This window comes from Modestobacter sp. KNN46-3, from assembly GCF_011039295.1.
The window spans coordinates 1-19940 of the sequence record NZ_JAAKGN010000017.1; the positions used below are offsets into that span (position 1 = coordinate 1).

At 75.3% G+C, this 19940-nt stretch carries 18 protein-coding genes; 6 read left to right on the forward strand and 12 right to left on the reverse strand.

Going from position 1 to position 19940, the window contains the following annotated elements:
* The 3 genes from G5C62_RS06340 to G5C62_RS06350 form a co-directional block, all read left to right on the forward strand.
* A partial coding sequence (locus tag G5C62_RS06340; protein WP_206330501.1) for a hypothetical protein occupies positions 1-187 on the forward strand: 187 nt, incomplete at its 5' end.
* A gap of 35 nt (positions 188-222) precedes the next feature.
* Positions 223-765: an RNA 2',3'-cyclic phosphodiesterase gene (thpR, locus tag G5C62_RS06345; protein ID WP_241175738.1), complete on the forward strand. Its 543-nt coding sequence runs from the start codon at positions 223-225 to the stop codon at positions 763-765.
* A gap of 43 nt (positions 766-808) precedes the next feature.
* Positions 809-1633 (forward strand): thioesterase family protein, encoded by an 825-nt coding sequence (locus tag G5C62_RS06350; protein WP_164700347.1) that lies wholly within the window; start codon positions 809-811, stop codon positions 1631-1633.
* A gap of 1 nt (position 1634) precedes the next feature.
* On the opposite strand, the gene G5C62_RS06355 is transcribed toward G5C62_RS06350, so the two are convergent.
* The 8 genes from G5C62_RS06355 to G5C62_RS06390 form a co-directional block, all read right to left on the reverse strand.
* Entirely contained in the window at positions 1635-4328 is a 2694-nt protein-coding gene (locus G5C62_RS06355; RefSeq protein ID WP_164700348.1) for an FtsX-like permease family protein, read from the reverse strand.
* The gene (locus G5C62_RS06360; protein WP_164700349.1) at positions 4325-5011 is read right to left on the reverse strand and encodes an ABC transporter ATP-binding protein; all 687 of its coding nucleotides are present in this window, start codon (positions 5009-5011) and stop codon (positions 4325-4327) included. Before G5C62_RS06360 ends, G5C62_RS06355 begins: the two co-directional genes overlap by 4 nt.
* On the reverse strand, positions 5008-5751 hold the full coding sequence (locus G5C62_RS06365; RefSeq protein WP_164700350.1) for an ABC transporter ATP-binding protein: 744 nt from the start codon (positions 5749-5751) through the stop codon (positions 5008-5010). Before G5C62_RS06365 ends, G5C62_RS06360 begins: the two co-directional genes overlap by 4 nt.
* A gap of 12 nt (positions 5752-5763) precedes the next feature.
* Entirely contained in the window at positions 5764-6333 is a 570-nt protein-coding gene (locus tag G5C62_RS06370; RefSeq protein ID WP_206330497.1) for a TetR family transcriptional regulator, read from the reverse strand.
* A gap of 74 nt (positions 6334-6407) precedes the next feature.
* Positions 6408-7175, reverse strand: coding sequence for an ABC transporter permease (locus tag G5C62_RS06375; RefSeq protein ID WP_164700351.1), 768 nt, complete (start codon positions 7173-7175; stop codon positions 6408-6410).
* The gene (locus G5C62_RS06380) at positions 7172-7882 is read right to left on the reverse strand and encodes an ABC transporter ATP-binding protein (RefSeq protein ID WP_036334689.1); all 711 of its coding nucleotides are present in this window, start codon (positions 7880-7882) and stop codon (positions 7172-7174) included. The genes G5C62_RS06375 and G5C62_RS06380 overlap by 4 nt, the downstream gene beginning before the upstream one ends.
* Positions 7883-7969: 87 nt before the next feature.
* On the reverse strand, positions 7970-10048 hold the full coding sequence (locus tag G5C62_RS06385; RefSeq protein ID WP_164700352.1) for a bifunctional diguanylate cyclase/phosphodiesterase: 2079 nt from the start codon (positions 10046-10048) through the stop codon (positions 7970-7972).
* 161 nt (positions 10049-10209) lie between these two features.
* Positions 10210-11184 (reverse strand): NAD(P)/FAD-dependent oxidoreductase, encoded by a 975-nt coding sequence (locus G5C62_RS06390; RefSeq protein ID WP_164700353.1) that lies wholly within the window; start codon positions 11182-11184, stop codon positions 10210-10212.
* A 62-nt stretch (positions 11185-11246) separates the two neighbouring features.
* Here G5C62_RS06390 and G5C62_RS06395 point away from each other — a divergent pair, with 62 nt between their 5' ends.
* Positions 11247-12056: an RNA methyltransferase gene (locus G5C62_RS06395; protein ID WP_241175733.1), complete on the forward strand. Its 810-nt coding sequence runs from the start codon at positions 11247-11249 to the stop codon at positions 12054-12056.
* A 53-nt stretch (positions 12057-12109) separates the two neighbouring features.
* Positions 12110-12340, forward strand: coding sequence for a hypothetical protein (locus G5C62_RS06400; RefSeq protein WP_164700355.1), 231 nt, complete (start codon positions 12110-12112; stop codon positions 12338-12340).
* 57 nt (positions 12341-12397) lie between these two features.
* Here G5C62_RS06400 and G5C62_RS06405 read toward each other — a convergent pair whose 3' ends face one another.
* The 4 genes from G5C62_RS06405 to sepH all read right to left on the reverse strand — a co-directional run bounded on the left by G5C62_RS06405 (position 12398) and on the right by sepH (position 17862).
* Positions 12398-12871: a general stress protein gene (locus tag G5C62_RS06405; RefSeq protein ID WP_241175734.1), complete on the reverse strand. Its 474-nt coding sequence runs from the start codon at positions 12869-12871 to the stop codon at positions 12398-12400.
* Positions 12872-13102: 231 nt separating this feature from the next.
* Entirely contained in the window at positions 13103-14971 is a 1869-nt protein-coding gene (locus G5C62_RS06410; protein ID WP_164700356.1) for an ABC transporter ATP-binding protein, read from the reverse strand.
* A complete protein-coding gene (locus G5C62_RS06415; protein ID WP_164700357.1) occupies positions 14968-16791 on the reverse strand; it encodes an ABC transporter ATP-binding protein in 1824 nt (607 codons plus the stop codon). The genes G5C62_RS06410 and G5C62_RS06415 overlap by 4 nt, the downstream gene beginning before the upstream one ends.
* A gap of 69 nt (positions 16792-16860) precedes the next feature.
* Positions 16861-17862 carry a septation protein SepH gene (gene sepH / locus G5C62_RS06420; protein WP_164700358.1) on the reverse strand — a complete coding sequence of 334 codons (1002 nt, stop codon included), beginning with the start codon at positions 17860-17862 and terminating at the stop codon, positions 16861-16863.
* A gap of 287 nt (positions 17863-18149) precedes the next feature.
* Between sepH and G5C62_RS06425 the strand changes: the two genes are divergently transcribed.
* Positions 18150-19934, forward strand: coding sequence for an N-acetylglutaminylglutamine amidotransferase (locus G5C62_RS06425; RefSeq protein WP_164700359.1), 1785 nt, complete (start codon positions 18150-18152; stop codon positions 19932-19934).
* Positions 19935-19940: the final 6 nt, after the last annotated feature.

Sequence of the window (19940 nt, forward strand, 5' to 3'; positions counted from 1 at the left end):
GCCCGGCGGGATGCCGATGGAGCGGCGCCGCGGCCTGCTGGCCGCCTACGACGACCTGCTCGTGGAGGCCGCTGTGCTGCTCGAGGTGCCCCAGCAGCTGACCGAGGTCCCCGAGGAGGCCCGCGAGCTCGAGCGGATCCGGCTGCTCGGGGCGCTGGAAGCCGCCGGGCTGGTGGTGACCGACTGACCGAGTCGGCACCCCGGCTCCCCTCGGCCGGCCGGCTGTTCCTCGCCGTCGACCCGCCCGCACCGGCCGTCAGCGACCTCGACCGGGCGCTCCAGCCACTGCGTCCGGCCCCCGGGGCGCCGCGGTGGACGCCGACGTCCCGCTGGCACCTGACCCTGGCGTTCCTCGACGAGGTGCCGGGGCCGCTGCTGACCCCCTTGCGCGCGGCGGTGGCCCCTGCGGTCGCCCGTACGCCGCCCATGTCCCTGCAGCTGGCCGGTGGTGGGCGGTTCGGGTCGCGCCGTCGTCCCTCGGTCTGCTGGGTCGGGCTGGGCGGTGACGTGCCGGAGCTGACCGCGCTCGCCGGGCGGCTGGCCGCCGCCGCCCGGGCCGTCGGCCTCCCCGTCGAGGACCGGCCGTTCCGGGCGCACCTGACAGTGGGGCGGTGGCGGCCCGGCCAGCCGGCGGACGGCGACCTGCCCGACCGGCTCGCCGGGTACCGCGGGCCGGTCTGGCCGGTGCGCGAGGTGGTGCTGTGGCGCAGCCACCTCGGCCCCGAGCCGCGCTACGAGCGGACGGCGGCCTGGCCGGTCGGCTGAGCCGTCGACCTGCGGTGGTGGTCGGCCTGGCACTCTGTCCGCCGTGCCGCAGCCCGATCCCCGTTCCGCGTTCGACACCGCGACCGCCGTCGCCCGCACCGAGGGCGGTGGCCTGGTCGCCGAGCTCCACCCGGGGTGGGACGTCGGCGGCGGCATCCTGAACGGCGGGTACCTGCTGTCCGTCGCCGGCCGGGCCGCCGTCCTGGAGTCGCCGCACGCCCACCCGGTCGCGCTGTCGGCCAGCTACCTGCACGCCGCCGCGGCCGGGCCGGCGACGCTCACCGTCACCCCGGGTCCGGCCGGCCGGACGCTGGCCCACTCGGCCGTCGTGCTGGCCGACGCCGCCGGGCCGGCGGTGACCGTCCAGGCGACGACGGCGACGCTCACGGCCGACGCCGCGGCCTTCTCCTCGCCGATGCCGACCGCGACCCCCGTGCAGGACTGCTTCTCCATCGCCGAGAACGCCCACCTGGCGCCGTCGTCGGTGTCGGTGCCGGGGCTCACCCACCGGGTCGACGTCCGGCTGGACCCGCTGACCGCCGGCTGGGCGCTGGGGCAGCCGGGCGAGGAGCCGATGATGCGGGCCTGGCTGCGGTTCGCCGACGGCCGCGAGCCCGACCCGCTGGCGCTGGTCACCTTCGCCGACGCGCTGCCGCCGACGTCGTGGGCGATCGGGGTGTTCGGCTGGGCGCCCACGGTGCAGCTGCAGGTGCTGGTCCGTGCGCTGCCGGCACCGGGCTGGTGCCTGGTCGAGGCGCGGGCGAACGAGATCGCCGGCGGCTGGCTGGACGAGGACTACCGGATCTGGGACTCCACCGGCCGGCTCGTGGCGCAGAGCCGCCAGCTCGCCCGGGCGCCGCGCAGCTGACTCAGGCGTCCTCGCGGAGCACGCTCGCCGGGTCGGCGCGATCGGCGGCCCGCTGGGCGTACAGCGCCGCGAGCCCGGCGACGGCGACGGTGGCCACCGCGGTGCCGGCGATCGCCGGCCAGGGCACGTCCAGCAGCGGCGTGGGCGGCCGGAGCAGGTCGACGTCCAGCCGCCGGTACACCAGCGCGACCGCCCCGGCGGCCAGCAGGGCGCCCAGCAGCAGCCCGGCCACGGCGACCCCGACCAGCTCGACGAGCAGCGAGCGCAGGTGCGCGCCCCGGGAGAGCCCGAGCCGGCGGGCCATCACGTAGCCGGAGACGCGGCTGCGGGAACGCGCCTCCAGGTACAGCAGCAGCCCGCCGACGGCGATCACCCCGACGAAGACGGCCAGCGCGGAGAGGTAGCCGAAGGTCCACGTGATGCCCAGGAAATTGGCACTCTCCTGCACCCCGCCGGGGGTGAGGACGCGGATGTTCTGCGCGCCGGCGTCGGTGAGGGCGTCGATCCCGGCGCCGAGGTCACCGTTCGTCCACAGCTCGGCGGCGGGCGCGGCCCCGGCGTTCCGGGTGATCTCCGGCAGCCGATCGGCATCGACGAGCACGACTGGGTCGTCGCTGCGGCGTCCGGGGAGGACCCGGGCCGTGGCGGTCACCTCTGCCGGCACCTCCGTGCTGCCCAGTCGGAGGTCGGGGTCGCCGGCCGGCAGCCCGGCGGCGACCACCGGCAGCCGGCCGTCGACCTCCGGTCCGGTGAGTGCGGCCATCAGTTCCGGCAGCGAGCGGTCGGCGAAGGAGTCGTCCCAGAAGGCGGTGTCGGCGAAGTCGTCGGGGTCGACGGCCAGCACCTGGACGTCCGTGCGCCCGCCATCGTCGCCGGCCGCCTCGGCGCTGCCGTCGTAGCGGACGACGTAGGTGCCGGCCGCCTCCAGTGCCGGGGTCACCTCGAACCGGGTGACCGTGGCGGCCGCCGCAGCCGCGCCGATCTGTACGCCGACCTTGGCGTCCAAGGTGGTCTGGGAGCTGGCGGTCAACGTCGCGGTGTAGCCCAGCACGGCGACCGGGAGGGTGACCGCGACCAGCAGCGTCGCGCTGGCCAGCCGGGCGGCGGTGAGCCGGTTGACGGCGAGGAAGACGGCGGGGGAGCGGCGTCCCGCCCAGCGGCGCAGCCGGGGCAGCAGCGCGGTGATCAGTCGGCCGAGCAGGACGGCGGTGCCGGCGATCGCCAGCAGCGGGAAGGCGACCAGCAACCCGTTCACCTGGGCCACGTAGGCCACGCTCACGACCGCGTCGCGGGACTGCAGCAACAGCCAGCACCAACCGGCTCCGAGCAGCAGGGCCAGCTCCCACGGCACCCGGGCCGGCCACCTCGGGGCCGCACCGAGCGGTCGCTCGGCGGTGCCGCGGGCCCGCAGCCCGGCCACGGCCGAGGCCGCGCCCAGCCCGACCGCGAAGGCGGCGACCCCGGCCCAGGCGGCCGTGGTGGTGGCCGAGGGGTCGAGGTCGTCGGCGGGGCCGAGCCCGGCGATCAACACCCGCGACGCCGCCCAGCCCAGGGCCGCCCCGACCAGCGCGGGCAGCCCGAGTTCCAGCGCGGCCTTGCCGGCCAGCGGCACCGGTCCCACCCCGCGGGCGGCGAGCAGCCGCACCTCGGTGGCCCGCCGTTCGGCCCAGAAGCTCCCGGCGGCGGCGACCAGCACGAGGGCGAGCAGTGCACCGGCCACCGCGACCGGGACGACCGGGCCACGCAGCCCGGACTCGATCAGGGCGGCGCGCTCCAGCACGTCGGGCAGCCGGTCGTTGGGCACGGCGATCCCCAGACCGGTGCCGTCGAACTCCAGCGGCAGGCCGGTGCCCGCGGTGATCCGTTGCTGGACGTCCTGCTGACGGCGCACGTCGCTGACCGACAGCGACGCAGCGTCCACCGGCGCCTGCTGGAGCCGGGTCGCCCAGCCCCACGAGGCGGTGGCGAGCCGGTAGAAGGTGCGTTCGTCCGAGGCGAGCAGCAGCGCCGGTGGGGCGGTGTTCGCGGAGGCCTCGTTGGAGAAGAGCAGCCGGTAGTCGCACCACCAGGGGTCGTCGGCGCTGGCGACGGCGAGGTCGCGGTAGACGCCGGCGACCGGTGCGGTCTGGGTGTTGAAGGTCAGCGGGTCACCGACCGCGAGGCCCTCCTGCGCGGCCACGGACTCCGGCACCCAGATCCCGGGTTCCTCGCCACGGTCGACCACCTCGACGTGGTCGAGGGCGGCCGGGCGGTGGAAGAGGCTGACCTGCGCGGAGAGCGGGGACCCATCCGGACCGCCGATGACGGCCGGCTCGGAACGGGGGGACGACGAGCCGATGGAGGCGGTGGCCAGCACCGGCTCGGCCGCGAGCCCGGCGTCCGTCCAGGCCTGCAGCAGCGACCCGTCGAGCTCCGGCCGGGTGCTGCCGTCCCCGCCGTCCAGCGGCTGGAACTGCTCGTCCACGAGAGCCGACTGGACGCCGGTCTGCGGGCGGGCCACCTCGTCGCAGCGCTGGGACAGCTGCTGCTGTAGCGCCGCCGAGCGGGCAGAGGAGAGGAACAGCGGGGCGGAGGCGACCGCGCAGGCGAGGATCGCCGAGGTCACCAGCACGGCGACGACGACGGCCGGCTGCCGCAGCCCGAGCCAGGGCGCCCGGGTCCACGGCGCCAGGCGCCACAGCGGTGGCCGGCTCACGAGGGGGCGCCTTCGGTGACCACACCGTCGCGCATGGACAGCACCCGGTCGGCGCGGCCCCAGGCGATCTCGTCGTGCGTGGCGATGAGCACCGCCGACCCCTCGCGGGCCGCGTCGGTGACGGCGTCGAGCAGCCGGTCGGCGTGGCCGCGGTCCTGATGGGCGGTGGGTTCGTCGGCCAGCAGCACCGCCGGGCGGAGCAGCAGCGCCCGGGCGACGGCGACCCGCTGCTGCTCGCCGAGGGAGGCCTGGTGCGGGTAGCGGTCGGCGAGGTGGTCGACGCCGAAGGCGGTCAGCAGCGACCGGGCGCGGGACTCCTCGGCGGCCAGGGTGCCGCTCAGCCGGGCCGGCAGCAGCACGTTGTCGACCAGGCTGAGGTCGGCGACCAGCCCGAGGGCCTGGGGCACCAGCGCCAGGTCCCGCCAGCCGAAGGCGTCGGGACGGCGGTCGGCGAGCGGGCCCAGGTAGACGAGCTCGCCCTCGTCGGCGGTCTCCCAGCCACAGAGCAGCGCGAGGAGGGTGCTCTTCCCGGACCCGGAGGGGCCGACGAGGGCCACGAACTCCCCGGGGTCTACCCGCATGTCGACCCCGGCCAGCGCCGAGACGGTCTCCGCGCCGCGCCGGAACCGCTTGACCAGCCCGGTGCCGGCGAACCCGCCGGCCGGCTGCAGGCGCGGCGTCACGAGGCCACCAGCCGGCCGTGGTCCAGCCGCACGAAGCCGTCGGCGATGGCCATCACCCGGGGGTCGTGCGAGGAGATGACGAAGCCGACCCCCGCCGCGGCGAGGTCCTCCATCGCGACGAGCACCCGCTCGGCGGCCGCGGTGTCCAACTCGGCCGTGGGCTCGTCGGCGACGACCAGCGCCGGGTCACCGACGACGCCGCAGGCCACCGCCAGGCGCTGCTGCTCCCCGCCGGAGAGCTGCGCGGGGTGGTGGTCGGCGCGCTCGCGCAGCCCCAGCCGGTCGAGCAGGGCGAGCGCCGCGGCCACGGTGACCGGGGCGCCCCGCAGCGACGCGGCCAGCCGGACCTGGGCGACGGCGTCGAGGTAGGGGAGCAGGTTCTCGCCGGGGCGCTGGAAGAGGTAGGCGACCTGCCGCTGCCGCAGCGCCCGGCGGGCCCGGGCGCCCAGTTGGTCGACCCGCCGGCCCGCGATGAGCACCTCCCCGGCGTCGGGGGAGTCGATGCAGGCCAGCAGGCGCAGCAGCGAGGACTTGCCCGACCCGGACGGGCCGACGACCACGGTCACCTGGGCGCGGGGGATCGTCACGCTGACGTCGTCCAACGCGGTCACCGACTCGCTCGCCGTCCGGTAGGTCTTGCGCACGCTGCGGCACACGGCTGCCGGCGGCGTCTCGGGCGCGGTGAACACCGGGTCGGCCAGCGAGTCGGAGGCGAAGGAGAAGGCCTCGTCGCTGGTCATCGAGGCGAGAGCCTAGGTGCTGGGCGCAACGACACCAGGGAGATCGACGTCCCCGGTCAGGTACCGCTGCACCGTGGGGCCGATCGCGGCGACCAGCTCGTCGGCCGACGCCGACGCCAGCGGCTCCACCCGCAGCACGTAGCGGGCCATCACCACCCCGATCAGCTGGGAGGCGACCAGGGAGCCCCGCGCCTCGCCCTCGGCGCGGGGCAGTCCCAGCGTGCCGACCACCCGGCGAAGCACCTGCGAGACCAGGAACTCCCGGAGCAGTCGCGCGGTCCACTCGTTGGTCACGGCCGACCGGACCAGGGCGAGCCCCGCCGCCCGGCCGGGGCCGTCCCACACCTGCAGCAGCAGCCGGACGACGCTGGCGCCGAGGTCCGCCGTCCCGCCGGCGAGCAGCTCGGGCAGCAGCTCCTCGGGGTCGGCCGGGGCCTCGATGGCGGCGAGGAAGAGCTTGTCCTTGCTGCCGAAGTAGTGGTGCACCAGCGCCGGGTCGACCCCTGCCGCGGTGGCGATCACCCGGATCGAGGCGCCGTCGAACCCACGCTCGGCGAAGGTGGCCCGGGCCGCGGCGAGCACCGCCTCCCGGGTGTCGGGGTTGCCCGGACGTCGTCCGGTCGGGCGGGTGCGCCGTGGTCGTGCCGCCGGGTCGCTCAGCTGGTCCTCCTCCGCAGGGTGGCCGCCGCGAGCCCGAGGGCGAGCAGCGTCGCGCCGGCCACCACGCCGACGTCGACCCACATGGTGCCCGTCGCCTCCGCCGAGGCGCCCACCTCCTGCAGTGCCGCCACCGCGTAGCTCAGCGGCAGGACGTCGCTGACCGCCTGCAGCCAGCCGGCCAGCTGGTCCCGCGGCACCAGCAGTCCGCAGAGGAAGAACTGGGGCAGCACGACCACCGGCATGAGCTGCACCGCCTGGAACTCGCTGCGGGCGAACGCACTGGCGAGCAGGCCCAGCGCCACGCCCAGGGCGGCGTCGACGACGGCGATGAGCACGACCAGGGACAGCGAACCGGTGACGTCCAGGTCGTAGACCGTGGTCGCGATCGCCACGGTGACCACCGCCCGCGCCGCCGCGGCCAGGCCGAAGGCGAGGCCGTAGCCGAGCAGCAGGTCCAGCCGGGACAGCGGGGTGGTGAGCAGCCGTTCCAACGTGCCGGAGGTGCGCTCCCGCAGCATGGCGATGCTGGTCACCAGGAACATCACCACGAACGGGAAGACCCCGAGCATCGTCAGCCCGACCCGGTCGAACGTCTCCGGCTGCCCGGGTGGGGTCGGCACGTCGGCCCACAGCAGGTAGAGCAGTCCGAGCAGGGCGCTGGGCAGCACCAGCAGCATCGCCACCGTGCGGTGGTCGTGCCGCAGCTGGCGGAGCACCCGGCCAGCGGTGGCGGAGGTCAACCTCGGGGAGAGCGCGGTGGTCATGCCGCCACCTCCTGCACCAGCGAGAGGAACGCCTGCTCCAGGTCGTCGGTGCCGGTCCGGGCGCGCAGCTCGGCCGGGGTGGAGTCGCTGAGCAGCCGGCCGTCGCGGAGCAGGAGCAGCCGGTCGCAGCGACCGGCCTCGTCCATCACGTGGCTGGAGACGACCAACGTCGTCCCGGCCGCGGCCAGGGCGTGGAAGCGGCTCCACAACTCCACCCGGAGCACCGGGTCCAGCCCGACGGTGGGCTCGTCCAGCACGAGCAGCTCCGGTTCGCCGACCAGGGCGCAGGCCAGCGAGGCCCGGCCCTGCTGGCCGCCGGAGAGGTCACCGACCAGTTGGCCGGCGGCGTCGGCCAGCCCGACGTCGGCGATCGCTGCGTCGGCGGCCGCCGCTCCCCGCCCGTACAGGGCGGCGAAGTGGCGGGCGTTCTCCCGCACCGTGAGGTCGGCGTAGACGCTGGGCGCCTGGGTGACGTAGCCGACCCGGGACCGCAGCGCGGCCGAACCGGCGGGCCGGCCGAGCACGGTCACGGTGCCCGACCGGATCCGCTGGGCGCCGACGACGGCGCGCAGCAGCGTGCTCTTCCCGCTCCCGCTTGGTCCGAGCAGGCCGGTGACCTGCCCGGACGGGACCGAGCAGCCCACCTCGTGCAGGACCTGCCGGGCACCGCGGTGCACGACGAGATCGGTGACGGTGACGGCGTCCATGACGGCCTCCGAAGAACTCAACGGATGATGAACTCAACGGTAGGTGAGTTCTTCGTCGAGCGTCAAGGTTCGCCCGTGCGGGACGGCTCAGGAGCGGTCGGCGGGGGAGCGGGCGGCGCTGCGCAGCCAGTCGGTGACGTCGCCGGCCGTCCGGGGCACGGAGAACAGGTGGCCCTGGACGACGTCGCACCGCAGGGAGACCAGCGCCTCGGCGGTGAGCGTGTCCTCCACGCCCTCGGCCACGACCGTCATCCCCAGCTCGTGGCCCAGGTCGATGACCGACCGGACCACGGCGGCGTCCTCGGTCGAGGAGGTCATCTCGGCCACGTAGCTGCGGTCGACTTTGATCTCGCTGACGGGGAGGTGCTTGAGGTGGCTCATCGCGGAGAAGCCGGTGCCGAAGTCGTCGATCGAGATCGCCACCCCGGCGGCGTGCAGCCGCCCCAGCACCTCCCGGGCCCTCTCCGGCTCGGTCAGCAGTGCGCTCTCGGTCACCTCCAGCCGCAGCATCGCCGCAGGGACGCCGTGCGTGCGCAGCCGGCTCAGCACCCGGTCGGGCAGGTCCGCGCGGATCAGCGAACGCGCCGACAGGTTCACCGACACGGGTACGGCGATCCCCTCCGCGCACCACTCCCGCAGCTGCGCCAGGACGGCGTCCAGCACGGCGTCGGTGAGCGGCTCGATCAGCGCGGTCCGCTCGACGGCCGGGAGGAACTCCGCGGGGCCCAGCAGGCCGCGGACCGGGTGCTGCCAGCGGACCAGCGCCTCCACGCCGGTCACCCGGCCGGAGCCCAGCGACAGCTGCGGCTGGTAGTGCACGACCAACTGGCTCTCGGCCAGCCCGAGGCGCAGCTCGGAGAGCAGCAGCAGCCGGCTCCGGTCGTGGTCGTCGGCGCTGGGGTCGTAGAGCTGCACCCCGCTCTGCCGCTCCTTGGCCGTGTACATGGCGATGTCGGCCTGGCGCAGCAGCGCACCGATGTCCAGCGACTCGGCACCGGCCACGGCCACCCCGATGCTGACGTCGACGTCGAGGGCGAGGCCGTCGACCAGGAACGGCGTCCCGAGGGCGGCCTGCAGGCGTGCGGCCGCGGCGCAGGCCTCCGCCGCGGTGACGCCGGGGAGCAGCACGGCGAACTCGTCGCCACCGAGCCGGGCGACCAGGTCGACGTCGCGCACCAGCGGTCGCAGCCGCGGGCCGACCTGGGCGAGCAGCCGGTCGCCGTAGCTGTGCCCGAGGGTGTCGTTGACCTCCTTGAACCGGTCGAGGTCCATCAGCAGCACGGCGAGCCGGGCCGGCCCGGTGAGCAGCTCGGCGCCCCGGGCCAGCAGGGCCGCGCGGTTGGGCAGCCCGGTGAGCGCGTCATGGGTGGCCTGGAAGGCCAGCCGCTGCTGCAGCTCCAGCCGGTCGGTCACGTCCCGGGCGGTGATCAGCAGACCCCCGATGACCGGGTCGCCGCGACGGTCGGAGGAGCTGACCTCCAGGTGCCGCCAGCTGCCGTCGCGGTGCCGGGCCTGGACGAGGAACACCTGGGACAGCGCGTGACCCTCCGGGGCGATCGGTGCCCCCGAGTCGGTGAACAGGTCGGCGTCCTCGACGTGCAGCAGCTCGCCGGCGTGCCGGCCCAGCAGCTCCTCGCGGGTCCAGCCGAGCACGTCGGCGACCGAGTCGGAGAGAAAGGAGATCTCCCCGGTCGGCGTCAGCAGGGCCATCACGTCGTTGCTCGCGTGCACGGCCGACCGGAAGCGGCGCTCGTGGTCCAGGGCGGCCAGCAGTGCGTTGAACGCGGCCGCCGTGATGCCCAGGTCGTCGCGCGAGCCGACCGGGAGCGCGAGGTCGGCGGCCGGCCGCGCCGGGCCCTGCGCGGAGGCGACCGGGTTGCCGACGGTGGTCGCGATGTCGGACAGCCGGCCGGCCAGCACCCGCAGCCGGGAGCCGATGACCTGCCGGACGAGCAGCCAGTTGGCGCAGCCCAGCACGAGACCGGCGGCCAGGCAGGCCGCCCGGAACGTGGGTGCGCCGGTGTACCGGGCGGGCACGCCGAGCAGTTCGGCGAACGACGGGAAGACCGCACCGACGGCCAGGCCCAGCAGCGCCATGCCCACGGCGAGGACGGTGAACGCCGACCAGCGGGCCGAGGTGTCCCCGTCGTCGGTCGTCCGCTCCATGCGGACGGATCGGCGCCCTGAGCTGCGCACTTCAGCGCGGCGGTGGGTGTCTCCCCCAGGAGGGTGGGTCACCGTGACCTGCAGTGCGCAGCGCTCCGCGGCGAGGGCACGGCGCTCCCTTCCGGGGTGGTCCGGTCCGGCGGGGAGAGCCGGTGCTGAGGTCAGGCGGGCGGCCGGCCGGCCAGCGCCCGGCCCAGCGCGTCGCCAGACTGCCATGCGCCGGCGACCTTCGACGGCGCCGACCAGCCGTCACCGCACAGACCCACCCCGTCGACCAGGGCGAACGGCTCGTCCCGGGGAGCCGTCGGCTTCGCCATGCTCCACCGGTGGACGTGGGTCCACTCCGGCTCCTCGGCGATGCCGAGCAGGGTGCGCACGGCGGCGACCACGGCCGGGACCGCACCCTCGGGGGCGTCCAGGTGGGCGGCGGCGGCCTCGGGCGTCGTGTGCGCGACGAGCACCGGGGCGCCGTCCCCGCGCCGGTCGCCGTCGTCGGCCAGCCAGTCCAGCACCGGGGAGTCGTGCACGAAGACGCCGTGCAGGTCGGCCGGCCAGCGGCGGTCGGGCCAGCCGAGCGCCACGGCGAGCGTCGGCTGCCAGCCGCCGGTGTCCAACGCGCCGGCGGTGGCCGAGCCGGTGGGCAGCAGCCGGGCCGCCTGCGGGTCGGGCATGGCCAGGACGACGGCGGCCGCCGGGTCGCCGTCGACGGCCGGGTGCCCGCCGGATCCGGGGGTCACGGCCTGCACCGTGCGCTCCAGCTGCACGTCCAGCCCGGTGGCGAGGTCGACGACCAGGCCGCGGAGGCCGCCGGCGGTGCCGTACCGCAGCGGCCCGGACGTCGTCCGCTCGATGCCGGCCGGGCCGGCGACCGCGAAGGTGTCGGTCCACGGCCGGGCCAGACCGCGGTCCACCCACCCGGCGACGACCCGGGCGAACCCGTCGTCCTCGCCCACGGTGAAGTAGGAGGCGCCCAGGTCGACGGCGCGGCCGTGCAGGGTCCGGCCGCCCATCCGGCCGCCGAGCCGGCGACCCCGGTCCAGGACCTGCACCGGCAGCCCCCGGTCGGCCAGGGCTCGGGCGCAGGCGATGCCGGCGATGCCGCCGCCGACGACGGTCGTGGTCTCCGCGTTGCTCACCCGGTCGATCCTGCTGGCGGCCACCGGATCGTGCGCGTCGGGGGCCGGGGATGATCGTCGGCGTGCCCGTCCCCCCTGTGCTGATCACCGACCCGGCCGACGAGCGGGTCGCCGACTTCCGCGACCTGATCGCCGGCGACCGCAAGCCCGGGACCGAACGCGGCACCGGACCGGTGATCGTGGAGGGGGTGCCGGCGGTCCAGCGGCTGCTCGCCTCGCCCTACCCGGTGCGCAGCGTCTTCGGCATCCCCGGGCGGGTGGCCGACCTGCAGCTGCCCGACGACGTGCCGGCCTACGAGGCCGACCGGTGGGTGCTCTCCGACGTCATCGGGTTCCGGCTGACCCGGGGCGTGCTCGCCTCCGCCGACCGGCTGCCGCCGGCGGACCTGGACGAGTTGCTGGCCGGCCCCGACCCGGCCGCGCCGCGCCGGCTGGCGGTGCTGGAGGGGCTCAACGACCACGAGAACATCGGGTCGATCGCCCGGTCGGCGATGGCCCTCGGGGTCGACGGCCTGCTGCTGGACCCCACCTGCGCGGACCCGCTGTACCGGCGGTGCGTGCGGGTGTCGATGGGGCACGTGCTGTCGTTGCCGATCGCGGTCCTGGGCGACTGGCCCACGGACCTGGACCGGCTGCACGGCGCCGGCTACCTCACGGTGGCGCTGACCCCGGCGGCCGACGCCGTGGACCTGGGCGACGTCGATCTCGCCGCCCACCCGCGCACCGCCGTCCTGCTCGGCGCCGAGGGCCCCGGGCTCACCGACGCGGCCAAGGCGGCCGCCCGGGTACGCGCCCGGATCCCGATGCGCAGCGGGGTGGACTCCCTCGGCGTGGCCGTCGCCGCGGCGGTCGCCTTCGCCACGCTGCGCTGACGTCGCGCGGTGGGGCGCTCGCGCTGCGGCGTTCCGGCCCCTACCGTTCCGCCATGACGTTGTTGATCGTGACCGGGGCCCTGCTGGTGGCGCTGCTCACGGCGGCGGCCCTGCTGGACCACCACGCCAAGGCCCGCCGTGCCCGGATGTCCGCTGACGGTCCCCGGCTGCCCGGTGACGTGGGGTCCAGGCTCCGTGGGGCCGCCGTGCACGGCGACGTGCGGGCCTACCGGGGCGCGGACGGCCAGGGGCAGCGCACGGGGGGCGGCATGAACGGGGTGTGATCGGCCGCTCGCCGCCCTCGGGGAAGGCCCCCTCCGGCTGGCGCAGCAGGGCCTGGCTCAGCCCCGCAGGGAGAGCTTGGCGAGCTCGGCGCGGGCCTGCTCGGCGTGCTGCGGCGCGCACATCACGTCGTAGCGGCTGGCCACCACCTTGCTGGTGCTGGTGAAGTCGCGCTGCCCGCGGCTGGTCGAGTAGCCGACCGCCCCGAAGACCGCGCCGAACACCAGCCCGATCAGCAGGCCGGTGAGCACCGAGCCGATCCAGCCGCCGCCGTCCGCGGCGAAGATGCCCAGCAGCAGACCCACGAAGAGCCCGAACCACGCGCCGCTGGCCGCACCGGCGGCGATCGCCCGGCCCCAGCTGAGCCGGCCGGTGACCCGCTCGACCATCCGCAGGTCGGTGCCGATGATCGTCACGTTCTCGACCGGGAACTTCTCGTCGGAGAGGAAGTCCACCGCCCGCTGGGCCTGCTCGTAGTTCTCGTAGGACCCGACCTGGACGCCGCCGAGCGGCATGGACACCGAAGCTGACATGTCTGTCTCCGTTCCGCGCCGGCCTGCTGGCGGAGGCCGGACGTTCCGGCCACCCCTCGCATCCCGCAGGGCGACGACCGGCGTACTACCCGGAACGACCTCCGCGGACCCCCTGTTCCTCGGCCCCTCTGCAGGGGCCAGCCGCGAGCTCGCGGGCGGTGGGTCAGGCCCCGTCCAGAGGCTCGCCCCGAGCGTGCGAGGGGTGAGGAGGACGGGGTCCTTCCCCCTTCATCAGACGAGGCTGTCGGCCCAGGCGCGGTGCAGGTCGGCGAACCGCCCGGCCCCGCCGACGAGCTCGGCGGGGGACCCGTCCTCGACGACCCGGCCGGCCTCCATCACCAGCACCCGGTCGGCGATCTCCACCGTGGACAGCCGGTGGGCGATGATCAGCGCCGTCCGGTCGGCCAGCAGCGTCTGCAGTGCCCGCTGCACCAGCACCTCGCTGGGCACGTCGAGGGAGCTGGTGGCCTCGTCGAGCACCAGGACCACGGGGTCGGCGAGGAACGCCCGGGCGAAGCTGACCAGCTGGCGCTGTCCGGCGGACAGCCGCCCGCCCCGCTTGGCGACCTCGGTGTCGTAGCCCGCCGGCAGCGCCCGGATGAAGGCGTCGGCCCCGATCGCCCGGGCCGCCGCCTCGATCTCGGCCCGGGTGGCGTCCGGCTTGCCGAAGGAGATGTTGTCGGCGATCGACCCGGAGAACAGGAAGCTCTCCTGGGTCACCATCACCACCGCCCGGCGCAGGTCGGCGTCGGCGAGCCGGTCCAGCGGGACGCCGTCCAGCCGCACCTGTCCGGTGCCCGGGTCGTAGAACCGGGCGGCCAGCCGGGCCAGGGTGGACTTGCCCGCGCCGGTCGCCCCCACGAGCGCGACGGTCTGCCCGGCCGCGATCGTCAGGTCCAGCTGCGGGAGCACGGTCGCCGCGCCGTAGCCGAACCGGACGCCGTCGAAGACGACCTCCCCGGCGGTCGGCGAGGGCAGCGGCAGCGGATCGGCGGGCTCCGGCACGCTGGAGCGCTCCTCGAGGACGCCGGACAGCTTCTCCAGCGCCGCACTCGCCGACTGGTAGCTGTTGTAGAACATCGCGATGTCCTGCAGCGGGTCGAAGAAGCGGCGCAGGTAGACCAGGAACGACAGCAGGAAGCCGACCTCCAGGTCACCGTCCATCACCCGCAGCGCGCCGTAGCCGAGCACCGCGACGGTGACCAGGTTGCCGATCATGGTCACCGTCGGCACGAAGACGGCGATCAGCCAGAAGGCGCGGTGGTGGGCCTTCCGGTTGGCCTCGTTCAGCTCGGCGTGCAGGCCGTCGTTGCGCGGCTCCCGGCGGAACGCCTGCACCGCCCGGATGCCGCCGAAGGTCTCGGTGAACTGCACGATCAGCGCGGCGATGGTCTGCCGGGTGCGCCGGTAGGCCACCGTGGAGCTGCGCTGGAACCAGCGGCCGACGAGGTAGAGCGCCGGGAGGCCGAGCAGCGCGACCAGGCCCAGGGGCAGGTCGAGCACCAGCATCAGGACGCCGATGGACACCACGCTGAACAGGGCGGTGAGCAGCCCGTCGAGCCCCTCGTCCAGCAGCTCGGCGAGCGCCTCGACGTCGCTGGTGAGCCGGCTGATCGTCTTGCCCGACGTGTACCGCTCGTGGAAGGACAGCGGCAGCCCCTGGACATGGGTGAACACCTGCCGCCGCAGGGTCAGCAGCACCGCCTGGCCGACCTGCCCGGAGCCGATGAGGAACCGGTAGCGCAGTGCGGCGTCCAGCACGGCCGCGGCGACCATGGCCGCCGTCGTCCAGACCAGCGGCCAGGCGTCGCCGTCCAGCAGCGCCGGGACGGCGACGTCGATGCCGATCCCGATGAGCAGCGGGCCGGCCAGCCAGGCCAGGTTCTGCACGACGATCACGGCCAGCAGCTGCCACAGCACCCGCCGGTGGGGCCGCAGCAGCTCGCCGAGCAGCCGCCGGGAGCGGCCGCGGAGGAAGGAGCTGGCGGAGGTGTCGAGGTCGTCGGCGTCCTCTCCGGCCACGCCCCGCCAGTCGGCGTGCGCGTCGGCCGGTGCGCCGGTGGTGGTGGTCACGGCGGCGCCGGTGCCCGGGGTGGTCATGGGCAGCCCACCCCGCTCAGGTCGGTGCGGCCCCGGTCGGCGTCGACCGACCCCGCCAGCTCCGACTCCGAGGAGAGCAGCGCCCGGTATGCGGGCACCTGCGCGAGCAGGTCGGTGTGCCGCCCGACGGCGGTGACCCGGCCCTCCTCCAGCAGGGCCACCCGGTCGGCGAGCAGCACCGTGGAGGCCCGGTGGGCGACCACCAGCGCCGTCGTCTCGGCGAGGACCTCCCGCAGCGCGCGCTCGACGAGGGCCTCGGTGTGCACGTCGAGGGCGGACAGCGGGTCGTCGAGCACCAGCACCGACGGCCGGCCGAGCACCGCCCGGGCCAGCGCCAGCCGCTGCCGCTGCCCGCCGGACAGCGACAGGCCCTGCTCGCCGATCCGGGTGTCCAGGCCCCACGGCAGCTCGTGCACGAAGTCGGCCTGGGCCACCCGCAGCGCCTCGGCCACGTCCGCGTCCCCGGCGTCCGGGCGGCCCAGCGTGACGTTCTCCCGGACGCTCATCGAGAACAGCGTCGCCTCCTCGAACGCAGTGGCCACCACGGTGCGCAGCTGGGCCAGCGGGAGGTCGCGGACGTCGTGGCCGTCGAGGGTGATCCGCCCGCTGGTGACGTCGTAGAGCCGGGCGATCAGCGCGGTCATCGTCGTCTTGCCCGACCCGGTGGCGCCGACCAGCGCGATCGTCTCGCCGGGTTCCACCTCGAGGTCGACGTCGGTGAGCACCGGGTCGCCGGCGCCGGGGAAGCGGAACCCGACGTGCTCGAAGCGCAACCGGGCCGGTGTGCCCACCGGGGCGGGCCGGGCGCCGGGGGAGTCGGTGACGGTCAGCGGGGCGTCGAGGAGCTCGCCGATCCGGTCACAGGCGCTGGCCGTCTCCTGGGCCTGGGCGAGCAGGAAGCCCAGGGAGAGGATCGGCCACAGCAGCACGGTGAACAGCGCGACGAAGCCGATCAGCCCGCCGACGGTCAGGGCGCCGCTGCCGACCGCCAGCGAGCCGCCCACCAGGATCACCGCCAGGGTGATCTGCGGCTGGAACTCGAACAGGCACCAGATCAGCGCCAGCGTGCGGACCTTGCCCAGTTCCATGTCGCGCAGCCGCAGCGCCTTGCGGTCGTAGCGGCCGAAGACCATCCCGCTGCGGCCGAGGGACTTGACCACCCGGATGCCCTGGACGGCCTCCTCCACGTCGGTGGCCAGCTCGCCCTGCTCGTCCTGCACCAGCCGGGACTCGGCGTTGTACCGCTTCTCCAGCCGCAGTCCGAAGAAGACCAGCGGCAGGGTCGTGGCCAGCACCGCGACGCCCAGCGGCCAGTAGGTGACCACCAGCAGCACGCCGACGACGACGCAGGTGAGCAGGTTGACGATCAGGAAGACGGCGCCGAAGCCGACGAAGCGCCGGATGGTGGAGACGTCGGAGGTCGCCCGGGACAGCAGCTGACCGGAGGACCAGTGGTCGTGGAAGGCGACCGGCAGCCGCTGCAGCCGCTGGTACAGGGTGTCGCGGAGGTCGCGCTCGATCTGCAGGCTGCTGATGTTCATCGCCCAGCGGCGCAGGAAGAACAGGGCCGCCTCGGCGACACCGAAGAGCAGCGCCAGGGCGAGCAGCGGGATGAGTGCGGACCGGTCGCCGCGGGCGATCGGCCCCTCGACGATGGCCGGCGTGAGCAGCGGGACGGCCAGCTGGGCGAGGGTGGCGAGCAGTGCGCCGGTGAAGGTCAGCGCGATGAGCCCGCGGTAGGGACGGGCGAAGGGCAGCAGCCGGGTGAGGGCCGACAGCCGGCCCCGGGTGTCGTCGGCGGGGGCGGCGGTCTCGGTCATGGCCGAGTCAGGCTATGCCGGGGGACCGACCGGGACGAACGGATTAGGAGCCCGGCCGAGTCGCTGGGTTCAGCGGTTCCGGCGGACCCCGAAGACGATGTCCTCCCAGGCGGGGATGCGGGCGCGCGGGTCCTCGTCCTCGCCGTCGAGCAGCGAGCCCAGCACCGCGGTGTCCTGGTTGTCGGGGTCGACCTCGTCGTAGGCGCTGCGGCGGGGGAGCCCGTCGTCCGGGCCGTCGCCGGCGGGCAGCCCGCCGGCGTCGAGCACCTCGGCGGGGAGCGCGTCGACCTGGTCGCCGTCGGCCGGGACGGCGTCCCGAGCCCCGTCGGCCGGCCCCTGGTCGTCCGGGTCGCCGTGGTCGTCGTCGGCCGGCTCGGCGTCGGGCTGTGCCTCGTCCTCGCTGTGCTCGTCGCCGCGGACCACGGAGATGCCCCGGCGGTCGACCGGTGCGGCGGGCAGCCCGGCCGGGACGTCCGGGACGACCCGGACCAGCCGGGTGCCCTCGGCGAAGTCCATCGTCGTGGCGTCGACCGGGGTCACCGTGCGGGCCGGGATGTCGTAGCTCCAGCGGGTGCTGCCGGACTTGTGCCCGGCCTGCCAGTCCGCGCGCACCTGCCAGGTGCCGTCCTCCGCGCGGTGCGCGTCCCAGCCGACGGTCTCCAGGTCGGTGCCGAGCAGCCGCAGCCGCTCGGACATGAACTGGTCCAGGGGCACGCTGGGCGTGCCCTCGGACAGCCGCACCCGCGCGCCGCGGGCCTGCTCGGCGACCCGGGCGCGCTCCTGCAGCACCGGGTGGGCGAAGCGCATGATCCGCTCGACCCGGGTGCCGGAGGCGTGCGCCACCTGCTCGGGGGTCTCGCCGGCCCGGATGCGGGCCTGGATGACCCGCGGGGGCAGGTCGTCGGCCACCTCGGCCGCGGGCTGGGCCGGGGCGTCAGCCCGCAGCAGCTGCCGCAGCCGGTCGTCCACGGGCAGCTCGAAGCGCTCGCCGTCGGTCGAGTCGGGCGCATCCGCGGCGAGCACCAGGTGCCTGCCGTCCTCGGAGAGCGCCACGAGGCGCAGTGAGCGCATGGGAGCGACCTCCAGGAGGGTTCGGCGCGGTTCGCAGACCGACGCAACGCTAACGGCGGACCCTCGGGCCCGCGCCGCCGACACGCCCGGTACGGCGCGTCGGCTCGACAGCGGCCCCCGAGGCCTCCTCGCGCTCACCGGGAGGCCCGGTCGCCGCACCCCGCCGCAACGACCAGAATGGACACTTCGGCAGCCCCGGACCCGCTCGGCCACGTGCCGAGGGGGACGGCGGGACAGCGAGCCGGCGCAGCGCGGCGCCGCACCACAGGAACAGGGGAGGGGCGCACGTGTGCGGCATCTCGGGTGAGGTCCGGTTCGACGGCGGCGTCGCCGACATGGCGGCGGTCAGCGCGATGTGCGAACAGCTCCAGCGACGGGGGCCCGACGGCTCGGGCGGCTGGCAGGCCGGGCCGGTCGCACTCGGGCACCGGCGGCTGAAGATCATCGACCTGACCGACGCCGGCGCCCAGCCGATGGTCGACGCAGAGCTCGGGCTGACGATGGTCTTCAACGGGATCATCTACAACTACAAGGAGCTGCGCGCCGAGCTCCAGGGCGTCGGCTACCGCTTCTTCTCCACCTCCGACACGGAGGTGGTGCTGAAGGCCTACCACCGGTGGGGCGCGGCGTGCGTCGAGCGGTTCCTGGGGATGTTCGCGTTCGCCGTCGTCGAGCGGGACTCCGGCCGGGTGGTGCTGGCCCGCGACCGCTTCGGGATCAAGCCGCTGTACCTCAGTCGCGGGCCGGGCCGGGTGCGGTTCGCCTCCTCGCTTCCCGCGCTCGTCCGTGCCGGGGGCGTGGACACCAGCATCGACCCGGTCGCGCTGCACCACTACATGTCCTTCCACGCCGTCGTCCCGGCGCCGCGCACGATCCTGGCCGGGGTGGGCAAGCTGCCGCCGGCCACGGTGCGCACCTACGAGGCCGACGGCCGGGAGTCCGACTGGGAGTACTGGCGCCCGGTGCACGAGCGGCGGGCCGAGTTCGCCGGCCTGTCCGCCGGGGAGTGGCAGGAGCGGGTGCTGGAGTCGCTGCGCGTGGCGGTGCGCCGGCGGATGGTCGCCGACGTCCCGGTGGGCGTGCTGCTGTCCGGGGGCATCGACTCCAGCCTCGTCGTCGGCCTGCTGGCCGAGGAGGGGCAGAAGGGCCTGGCCACGTTCTCCATCGGCTTCGAGGCGGTGGGCGAGCGGTCCGGTGACGAGTTCGCGTACTCCGACGTGGTGGCCGAAACCTTCGGCACCGACCACCACCGGCTGATGGTGCCCAGCGCCGACGTGCACGCCGGTCTCGACGGCGCGGTGGCGGCGATGAGCGAGCCGCAGGTCAGCCACGACGCGGTCGCCTTCTACCTGCTCTCCCAGCAGGTCAGCCAGCACGTCAAGGTGGTGCAGAGCGGGCAGGGCGCCGACGAGGTGCTCGCCGGCTACGACTGGTACCCGCCGTTGGACGGCGTCCCGGCCGAGCAGGCCGTCGACGCCTACGCGCGGGGCTTCGTCGACCGGTCGCACGCCGAGCTGGCCACCCAGCTCGCCGACCGCTGGATGGTGACCGACGACGTCAGCCGGGCGCTGATCGCCGAGCACTTCGCCCGGCCCGGCGCGGAGACGGCCCTGGACAAGGCGCTGCGGCTGGACTCGACGATCATGCTGGTCGACGACCCGGTCAAGCGCGTGGACAACATGACGATGGCCTGGGGCCTGGAGGCCCGGGTGCCGTTCCTGGACCACGAGTTCGTGGAGCTGGCCGCCGCCGTCCCGCCGGAGCTCAAGCTCGCCCACGGCGGCAAGGGCGTGCTGAAGGACGCCGCCCGCAAGGTCATCCCCGCGGACGTGATCGACCGGCCGAAGGGCTACTTCCCGGTGCCGGCGATCACCGACCTGCACGGCGACTACCTGGAGACGGTGCGCGCGGCGCTGCACGCACCGGAGGCCCGGGAACGCGGCCTGTTCCGCACCGACTACGTGGAACGGCTGCTCGCCGACCCGAACAGCCACCGCACGACCCTGGGCGCCAACCAGCTGTGGCAGGTCGGTCTGCTCGAGCTGTGGCTGCAGCGGCACGGCATCCGCTGACCTGAC

Coding starts and splice junctions, on each gene's coding strand:
- G5C62_RS06365 (WP_164700350.1), bottom strand. CDS start 5,751: ATGACCAGCGACGAGGCCTTCTCCTTCGCCTCCGACTCGCTGGCCGAC.
- G5C62_RS06375 (WP_164700351.1), bottom strand. CDS start 7,175: ATGACCACCGCGCTCTCCCCGAGGTTGACCTCCGCCACCGCTGGCCGG.
- G5C62_RS06380 (WP_036334689.1), bottom strand. CDS start 7,882: ATGGACGCCGTCACCGTCACCGATCTCGTCGTGCACCGCGGTGCCCGG.
- G5C62_RS06385 (WP_164700352.1), bottom strand. CDS start 10,048: ATGGAGCGGACGACCGACGACGGGGACACCTCGGCCCGCTGGTCGGCG.
- G5C62_RS06400 (WP_164700355.1), top strand. CDS start 12,110: ATGACGTTGTTGATCGTGACCGGGGCCCTGCTGGTGGCGCTGCTCACG.
- G5C62_RS06405 (WP_241175734.1), bottom strand. CDS start 12,871: ATGTCAGCTTCGGTGTCCATGCCGCTCGGCGGCGTCCAGGTCGGGTCC.
- G5C62_RS06410 (WP_164700356.1), bottom strand. CDS start 14,971: ATGACCACCCCGGGCACCGGCGCCGCCGTGACCACCACCACCGGCGCA.
- G5C62_RS06415 (WP_164700357.1), bottom strand. CDS start 16,791: ATGACCGAGACCGCCGCCCCCGCCGACGACACCCGGGGCCGGCTGTCG.
- sepH (WP_164700358.1), bottom strand. CDS start 17,862: ATGCGCTCACTGCGCCTCGTGGCGCTCTCCGAGGACGGCAGGCACCTG.